Source organism: Microcoleus sp. PH2017_35_SFW_U_B (genome assembly GCF_020737865.1).
Classification (GTDB): Bacteria; Cyanobacteriota; Cyanobacteriia; order Cyanobacteriales; family Microcoleaceae; genus Microcoleus.
On record NZ_JAEQDE010000188.1, the window covers coordinates 1 to 7,374 of the forward strand.

Genomic DNA, 7,374 nt, shown 5'->3' on the forward strand with positions numbered 1-7,374 from the left:
ACCATGTAATTATAGCTCATTCGATCGTGTCTTCTCTGTTTGACCCTCATCAGTTAGTGTCAGTAACATGATACCTCATCTTTCCGAGAACCGCTATATACCGATTGCATAAGTCTTTGATTGGTACAGAAACCGCAGATGTCAGACGGATAAACACAGATGCGACGCAGATAATTTAAGTAATTGGAAACGAAGTAATACCAGATATATAATGTTCATAAGCTTGGCAAGATCTATCAAAAATACGTAAGGTGCGCGGCGCGCACCCTACAATCTCAAAGCTTAGGAGAAAAACCCCGCATTAGGATAAATAGAAACTTAAGCAGGTTCTAACTTGGCAATTACCTTTTCCATGTACTCGGCAACTTTGGTTTCTTTTTCCACAGAGTTGGTTTCCATGTAAACGCGCATCAAAGGTTCCGTTCCCGAAGGCCGCAGCAATACCCAACCGCCGTCTTCAAGATACAGTTTAATCCCGTCTTTGCGGCCGATTTCCTTAACGCCAATACCCGCTATTTCCGTGGGTGGATTCTTGGTAAAAGAGTCCAAAACGGCTGCTTTGTGCGCTTCTTCTAGGTGTAAGTCCAAGCGTTTGTTGTACAGGGGGCCGTCGGCTTCTTTGATGGCTTCTTCTACTAGCTGAGATAGCGGTTTGCCTTCGTAGGCGATCGCCTCAGCAACTAGCATATCAGCCAAAATCCCGTCTTTTTCGGGGATGTGACCCAAAACGCTCAAACCGCCAGACTCTTCGCCACCGATGAGCACGGCTGTTTCCCGCATTTTTTCGCCGATGTATTTAAAGCCGACTGCGGTTTCGTAGATTGTTAAACCGTATTTGGCGGCCATGTTATCTAGCAAGTGGGTAGTTGCGACGGTACGGACGATCGCCCCAGTCAAGCCTTTATTCTTAACCAAGTGACGCGCCAACAGCAACAACACGGTATTCGGAGTCAAGACATTACCCAACTCATCAACAATACCAAAGCGATCGCTATCGCCATCCGTAGCCAAACCTAAATCGGCTGAATCCTTCTTAACAGCTTCCACCAACTCGACTAACTGTTCGCCCTTGGGTTCAGGCATTCCGCCCCCAAACAGCACGTCGCGGTAGGTGTGAAAACTTTCCACATCGCAGCCGCAGTGTTCCAAAACACCGTCGAGATAGCCGCGAGAAGTCGAATAAAGAGCGTCGTACTTCACCTTCAACTTAGCAGAGCGAATCCGCTCCACATCAATCAAAGTATAAAGAAACTTCAGATATTCAGGTTTCGGGTCAAAAGTGGAGATTTTATCGTTGTGGCTGCCTATGGCTGGGGCATCAGAAGCACCAGTAATATTTGCCACAATGGTATCCGTAATTTCCGGGGTTGCCGGCCCTGCGTAGTCGGGGATGTATTTGATGCCGCAGTAAGGTGCGGGATTGTGCGAAGCCGTGAACATCAGGGCTCCTGCGGAGTTGAGATGCTTGGCGCTGTAGGCGATAACTGGTGTCGGACAATCTCGATCGACTACCATCACCGTCCATCCCAAATCTGCCAAGACTTCCGCCGATGTGCGGGCGAACTCGTCTGCCAAAAAGCGGGTATCGTAGGATACTAGCACTGGACGGTCTTTGGTGTAAGCGGTTTCGAGGTAGCTGGCGATCGCCCGGGTGACTTTTCGCACGTTGGCAAAAGTAAAGTCATGGGCAATCAGTCCCCGCCACCCATCGGTTCCGAACTTGATTTCTTCTGTTGAATTGCTGGCGCTCATAAAAAAGCTCGGTAAGTGGGAAACTCAGAGTCTTTAGACCTGAGAGGAAAACGACCAGGCGGTTGAAACCGCCTTGAATTTTTCCATTACCGCCTTGGGATTGTTTGACTAGGTGTACTTTTGTAATGTACTTTCAATGGGACAATTACCATTTCAAGCTTCACAATCCTGTACGCATAATGGTTGCCTTTGTTGGGTCTCCCTTACGGGGTAATGTTAGCTTCGCCAATGTTATCAGGGCTTGTTGGGCTTGCAACACTGTTCCAGTGACTTTAGAACTGTTTAATTGCAAACGACAGAGCAGGGGACTAGCTTCGCATCCACAGGGTGTCGTGACCTAAATAACGTAGTCAGTTAAGACTTAGGCTGGTCAGAATAGCTGGCTTCGAGACTTGCTCGCGACCAAGCGAGCGTGTCTTTAGACCTGAGTTCCTGACTTTATCCACTTCCTCTCGTCCTACTAATCCTACCCGAAGGCATAGCCTTAAAGATGCACTGGCTATCCTGTTTGTAACGATCGATCGCCCGTGGGGCCCTTAAACCTAATCCTATCCTTGTAGGGACGGGCTACCACCTCCGGCAGACGACTCGCAGCAGCCAGATTTCGTATAATGCAGGAGCGATCTGGTGAGTCGATCGAGATTCCGGTTTTGAATGGTGGTTGGGCGATCGGGAATCTAAAAAAACTGAGCGCAAGAAACCGCGCTGACAATGGCATTAACGAAAATCAAATAAATCTGATTGTTATCTCAAATTTAATAATTTATTTATAAATGCCGCTCGTTGAATGTGTTAGGGTTTCCTAACGAATGTCAGACAAATTTTTTGGGCTTCACATAAAAAAATAAATCAATCAAAGTCACCGCTCGATCGTGATGTAGCCTAGATTCTTTGAGAACGTAGGGCGATCGACATAAGCGACAAAACAAAGATAAAATATCTCAAAGAGCAGTTTTTTCAAGGCAGACTAGAGTTTAATTCTGAGCTTTTAAAACAAATTGAATTTATTTTTGCCGTCTTTACAGGTAAAGAAAAAAAATCGGTTACGATCGCATAGTGACTGTGATCGAGCGCACAATAAATAGCGTTATTAACGTGCAAGTTATATAGGATGGATGCAGTGCAGCCAAATGGCTCATAGTTTTAAGCACAATGGCGGATGACTGTCAGGGTATAAATGCAGAAGATTATATTTAGTAACTTTAAAAATTAGGGGAATCGATCGGGTACGGCTTTATAAAACAACGAGGTTTCTCATGGCTGGTATTTCACAACTATCTTCAAAGTTTTTATCGGTGGGCGACGAACTGCAACAGGACGACAGTTTTGCGTCACAGGCTATTACGGAATCGGACATTCACAAGATCCCAGGGGCTAAAGGAGTTAGCATTTCTTCCTTGGCAGTTAGCTGGGCAAAAAAATATTACAGTACAGTAGCGGGACGAGAAAACCAAACACATCAGCAAATCTCCGAGAGCCGAGATTTAAGCAATTTTGATGGCAATCGAGCCAAAATAGTTGACAAATTGACAGATACTCTGAAAGTTGCCAGCCAGATAGCTTGGAATAAAGTAGAGACTGTTTTAGGGGAACAAATAGAGCGACACGCGATCGATCCTAGCTTAATTAATCAAGAAGAAATTGTCGCCGACACTCGCAGCTTATATCGGAAAGCAATAGACGCTTACGGCGATAGGGAACCTGTTTTCCGCTTGTCAGTGCTGGTGGGAAAAGATATTGTCCAAGTAAGACGGAAATACTCAGACACAGATCCGTTAGTGCTGGGATTTGTGACGTTGGAGTTTCAATACACTAGCAAAATCTTGTTAGGATGCCTTTCGGAGTCAGAGCGATCGGAATTTGCACCCTACTTAAAAGTTATAGATGACTATCTGCACATTCCCCACGGAGAGATTAACGAGGCTGCGGCGGATCATACCCCGAATTCAAAAGCTCTCTTAGCCGTTCAGCATTTGTTGCAGCAGACAACTCAGATTGCTAGTGCAGTGTACGCTCGGGCTAGTTCCCAGCATCCAGGATACCGCAGCAGCAGCGGTTATTTGACCGATCCGCAGGTCAAAATTTCTGGCATTCGGGATGTCGAGATTTTTCAAAGTTATTTGTGCTGGTGCGTTTTGGAAGAAAGCATTCGCCCGGTACAGCAAGAATTGTTTCCAATCTGCGTGATGCTGTACCCGAGACTTCATGTAAGTTGGGAATTAGTGCAGGATATGCTGCTAATTTTGTTTTGGGAAATATCCGATCGCCTCCCGGCTGCCGATGTTATGGTATTTTTACCTTACTTGCGGACTGTGACAGATATGTTTTCCAGCGATGTCTTTGACAATTAGGGAATCGGGAATGGGTAATGGGTAATGGGTAATGGGTAATTGGTAATGGGTAATTGGTAATGGGTAATTGGTAATGGGTAATGGGTAATTGGTAATGGGTAATTGGTAATGGGTAATTGGTAATTGGTAATGGGTAATTGGTAATTGGTAATTGGTAATTGGTAATTGGTAATTGTAATTGGTAATCGGTAATTGGTAATGGGTAATTGGTAATTGGTAATTGGTAATGGGTAATCGGTAATGGGGAATCGGTAATTGGTAATTGCCTCAAAATCGATCAACTCGTTACTTGAAAGTCAAAGCTGCAACAGCCAAACATCCCCAACCGACAATAAAAGCAACTCCGCCCACAGGCGTAATTGCACCCAGCCATTTGATGTCAGTCAAACTCAGCGCGTACAAACTGCCTGAAAAGACGATTGTGCCGACAATAAAAGCCCATCCAGCCACTGCAAAAAAGGTTTCAGACTCTGGGGCGCGACTTAATAATAAAGCGACGAGTAATAAAGCCAGGGCGTGGTACATTTGATAGCGGGCGCCGGTCTCAAAAATGCCTAAAGCTCGATCGGTCAATTGATTTTTCAAAGCATGGGAGGCAAAAGCCCCGCCCGCAACCGACAAACCTCCGAATACGGCTGCGGCTGCTATGAAAATGCGCGTTAGGATTAGCGTTGACATAATATTTTTTTAATGGGCAATTGGTAATTGGTAATTGGTGAACATAAATATACTTGAGTTGGATTCATTCACAAACTATATTTAAATCATCTGCGTTTATCTGCGGTTTCCCTATCAATGAATCCCAGAATATGGATCGCTCCTCTAGGTACGTAGTTGCGCTTCAGCGCTCTTTCATGAAAGAGCGCCCAAGCGCAACTACGTACTGCACACCCTATTTATGATAAATCAGCTTTTTGCAGATATTTCTAGTTTATTTGCGTACAGCTTCCAGCAAGCGCGAATAGTAAAAGCTAGTGCTATTCATGGCTGTTCTTTTAACAACAAAACCGTTGCTTTCTAGGATTTTGATAATATCAGCTTCGCGGTGCTGGTAAGCGCGGGTAGTTTTGCTCGGGCCGGGGAAAAGTTCGCCAAATTTTTTGAGCGCGGTAAGTGCTAAGGTTTTGGGGGCAAAACTGAGAATTAGTCGCGATTGGGCGATCGAACTTAGGTGAGCGATCATTTCCGCAGCCTTACTTTGAGGATAGTGGATCAGCACGTCCAAACAAATAACCGTGTGAAATTTGCCGGTTAAAGCTTCCAAATCCTGGGCGGCGAAAGAGATGTTGTACATCTTGCCGGGAACGGCTGTCGATCGATCATAAGCCTCTGCTACCATCTTTTCAGAGATATCGCTAGCACAAACAATTGCCCCAGCCTCAGCCAGAGGAATGCTGAGAGATCCAACACCACAGCCGGCATCGCAGACTGAAAGCCCGCGCAAATTGCCGTCAGCTTGCAGCCAGCTAAGCACTGTATCCACCGTTTTCTGGTGCCCGGTGCGGATGTCTAGCTGCACTTTATTGACTTTGCCGTCGCCGTAAATTCGCTGCCAGCGATCGAAGCCCGTCGAGTTAAAATACTGTTTGACAATATCCTTGTCATTTACCAAATTCATCTTTCCGCCTGCTGCTGAGTTATTGCCAACGATTAGACATTATAATTTTAATTAGCCCTAACTTAAAAAAATATGGTGCTACAAGATCATTTCCGCCCGCCGCTGTCAGCGCGCCGTCACTGGCACGCCTTTCACAATGCTTGGGCGACTTATATTGCATCTGACTTGAATGCCAAATTACCCGAAGGTTATTTTGCAGAACCCAACGTGCAGTTTGAAATTGAAATTGATGTAGCAGCTTTTGAGGAACCTCTACCGGACTTTGATTGTCCAGAGACGGTAATTAATTTGCCAATAGATTTACCAAACAATTGGATGTCGCCCCCAGCACAAAGCGTGCCTTTTTTACCTGTGGCAGAATCTGTGCAAGTCAATATTTTTAACACAGAAGGTGGCCCGGTTTTAGCAGGTGCAATTGAATTAGTAAGTCCTGCCAACAAAGATCGTTCTAGTCATCGCTGTGCTTTTGTGTCAAAGTGCGAGACGTATTTGCGAGAGGGAATTGGGTTGGTAATAGTTGATGTTGTGACGGTTAGGAAGGCAAATCTTCACAATGAATTGTTAGCCCGTCTAGTGGGAGGAATTGCTTCGCCCTTCGACGCCGATCTCTATGCTACAGCTTATCGCCCGATCGAGCGAGACGGCAACCAATGCCTAGATATTTGGCAGGAAAATTTAGCTGTGGGTTCCACGCTTCCAGTTGTACCGCTATGGCTGCGGGGTGGGATTTGCTTGGCTGTGGAATTAAATAATATTTACGATCGAACTTGCCGAGAACACCGAATTTCTGTTAGCAGCGCTTAGTTTGACACTCCCCGGCGTGAACGCACGGGGATTCTTAAGACACTACCAAATGGCAATCCTTAATGGCGCTGTCAAGACACCTCTACCAACTCCGCTAAGGTCAAAACCTAGCATTGTCGCTACTTTTCGCATAATGTTGGCTGCACCATTGCAGTCGGCGTTAATACACCAGTTTTGTAAACCAGTTCGATACAATCCACGCTTAATTAGTCTACCCGACTCTTTCCACCCATCGGGTTTTGCACCGATTGTAGGCAGGAAGTCATTGTCAACGAATGAAGCTTTTGATGTGTAGCTTTCCTCTGTTTCTGTAAATCGAATTCCATACTTTTCGCAGAGCTGAGAGATTCTAGTTTTCAATCTACCAGTAGGAATTTGTACGAATTTCTGATTAATTTTTACTCCCATATTTACGCCATTTTTTTGACCCTTATTCCAGCCAAAAACAACAGTACCAATTTGGTTTTCTCGGCAGTGATTGATAACTGTTTTGGCCGCTTTATTTACCGCATCACGCATTTGACGATTGCGCTTTTCAGTTAATCGTGCTAATTGATGCGACCAAAAGCCATTAGGCTTTCCACCCATCAATGCAGCTACTCGCTTGTTATACCACTGATTTAGAGACTTCAAATGTTTTCCGTCAACAATAAAGCTTGTGTTCGCATTGCTGACACAGGTTAACCAATTATCGATACCATGATCGATACCTAAAACTTTTTTACCGTCAGTATTGACCTGGACGCTGACTGACCAAAGAGCGAGACGCAAGCCCCTGGCTTTAGACATGGGGATAAGTCGGTAGCGGTTTCAACCGCCTTCTGTATTTAACAAAGCTTAATAAAGAAT

Annotated in this window: 8 protein-coding genes; 3 read left to right on the forward strand and 5 right to left on the reverse strand. The window is 45.2% G+C overall.

All coding sequences use genetic code 11. From position 1 onward, the window contains the following. Positions 1 to 318 precede the first annotated feature (318 nt). Positions 319 to 1,752: a phosphoglucomutase/phosphomannomutase family protein gene (locus JGK36_RS33270; protein ID WP_293176776.1), complete on the reverse strand. Its 1,434-nt coding sequence runs from the start codon at positions 1,750 to 1,752 to the stop codon at positions 319 to 321. Between the two features lie 611 nt (positions 1,753 to 2,363). Here JGK36_RS33270 and JGK36_RS33275 point away from each other — a divergent pair. Both JGK36_RS33275 and JGK36_RS33280 read left to right on the forward strand, forming a co-directional pair. After that, entirely contained in the window at positions 2,364 to 2,525 is a 162-nt protein-coding gene (locus tag JGK36_RS33275; RefSeq protein ID WP_293176774.1) for a hypothetical protein, read from the forward strand. 483 nt (positions 2,526 to 3,008) lie between these two features. Beyond that, entirely contained in the window at positions 3,009 to 4,103 is a 1,095-nt protein-coding gene (locus JGK36_RS33280; protein WP_293176772.1) for a hypothetical protein, read from the forward strand. On the opposite strand, the gene JGK36_RS33285 is transcribed toward JGK36_RS33280, so the two are convergent. The 3 genes from JGK36_RS33285 to bchM all read right to left on the reverse strand — a co-directional run bounded on the left by JGK36_RS33285 (position 4,100) and on the right by bchM (position 5,721). Beyond that, entirely contained in the window at positions 4,100 to 4,384 is a 285-nt protein-coding gene (locus JGK36_RS33285) for a hypothetical protein (protein ID WP_293201345.1), read from the reverse strand. The two genes, JGK36_RS33280 and JGK36_RS33285, sit on opposite strands and share 4 nt — an antisense overlap. A gap of 4 nt (positions 4,385 to 4,388) precedes the next feature. Continuing rightward, the gene (locus JGK36_RS33290) at positions 4,389 to 4,781 is read right to left on the reverse strand and encodes a DUF423 domain-containing protein (protein ID WP_293176768.1); all 393 of its coding nucleotides are present in this window, start codon (positions 4,779 to 4,781) and stop codon (positions 4,389 to 4,391) included. 253 nt (positions 4,782 to 5,034) lie between these two features. Beyond that, positions 5,035 to 5,721 (reverse strand): magnesium protoporphyrin IX methyltransferase, encoded by a 687-nt coding sequence (gene bchM / locus JGK36_RS33295; protein WP_293176766.1) that lies wholly within the window; start codon positions 5,719 to 5,721, stop codon positions 5,035 to 5,037. A 72-nt stretch (positions 5,722 to 5,793) separates the two neighbouring features. Between bchM and JGK36_RS33300 the strand changes: the two genes are divergently transcribed. Continuing rightward, positions 5,794 to 6,525, forward strand: coding sequence for a DUF4058 family protein (locus JGK36_RS33300; protein WP_293199368.1), 732 nt, complete (start codon positions 5,794 to 5,796; stop codon positions 6,523 to 6,525). Positions 6,526 to 6,567: 42 nt separating this feature from the next. On the opposite strand, the gene JGK36_RS33305 is transcribed toward JGK36_RS33300, so the two are convergent. Beyond that, entirely contained in the window at positions 6,568 to 7,314 is a 747-nt protein-coding gene (locus JGK36_RS33305) for a transposase (RefSeq protein ID WP_366516630.1), read from the reverse strand. Positions 7,315 to 7,374 lie beyond the last annotated feature (60 nt).

What these genes read in the sequence shown, in the direction of transcription:
- JGK36_RS33275 (WP_293176774.1), top strand. Translation starts at nt 2,364, where the DNA reads ATGCAGGAGCGATCTGGTGAGTCGATCGAGATTCCGGTTTTGAATGGT.
- JGK36_RS33280 (WP_293176772.1), top strand. Translation starts at nt 3,009, where the DNA reads ATGGCTGGTATTTCACAACTATCTTCAAAGTTTTTATCGGTGGGCGAC.
- JGK36_RS33270 (WP_293176776.1), bottom strand. Translation starts at nt 1,752, where the DNA reads ATGAGCGCCAGCAATTCAACAGAAGAAATCAAGTTCGGAACCGATGGG.
- bchM (WP_293176766.1), bottom strand. Translation starts at nt 5,721, where the DNA reads ATGAATTTGGTAAATGACAAGGATATTGTCAAACAGTATTTTAACTCG.
- JGK36_RS33305 (WP_366516630.1), bottom strand. Translation starts at nt 7,314, where the DNA reads ATGTCTAAAGCCAGGGGCTTGCGTCTCGCTCTTTGGTCAGTCAGCGTC.
- JGK36_RS33300 (WP_293199368.1), top strand. Translation starts at nt 5,794, where the DNA reads ATGGTGCTACAAGATCATTTCCGCCCGCCGCTGTCAGCGCGCCGTCAC.
- JGK36_RS33290 (WP_293176768.1), bottom strand. Translation starts at nt 4,781, where the DNA reads ATGTCAACGCTAATCCTAACGCGCATTTTCATAGCAGCCGCAGCCGTA.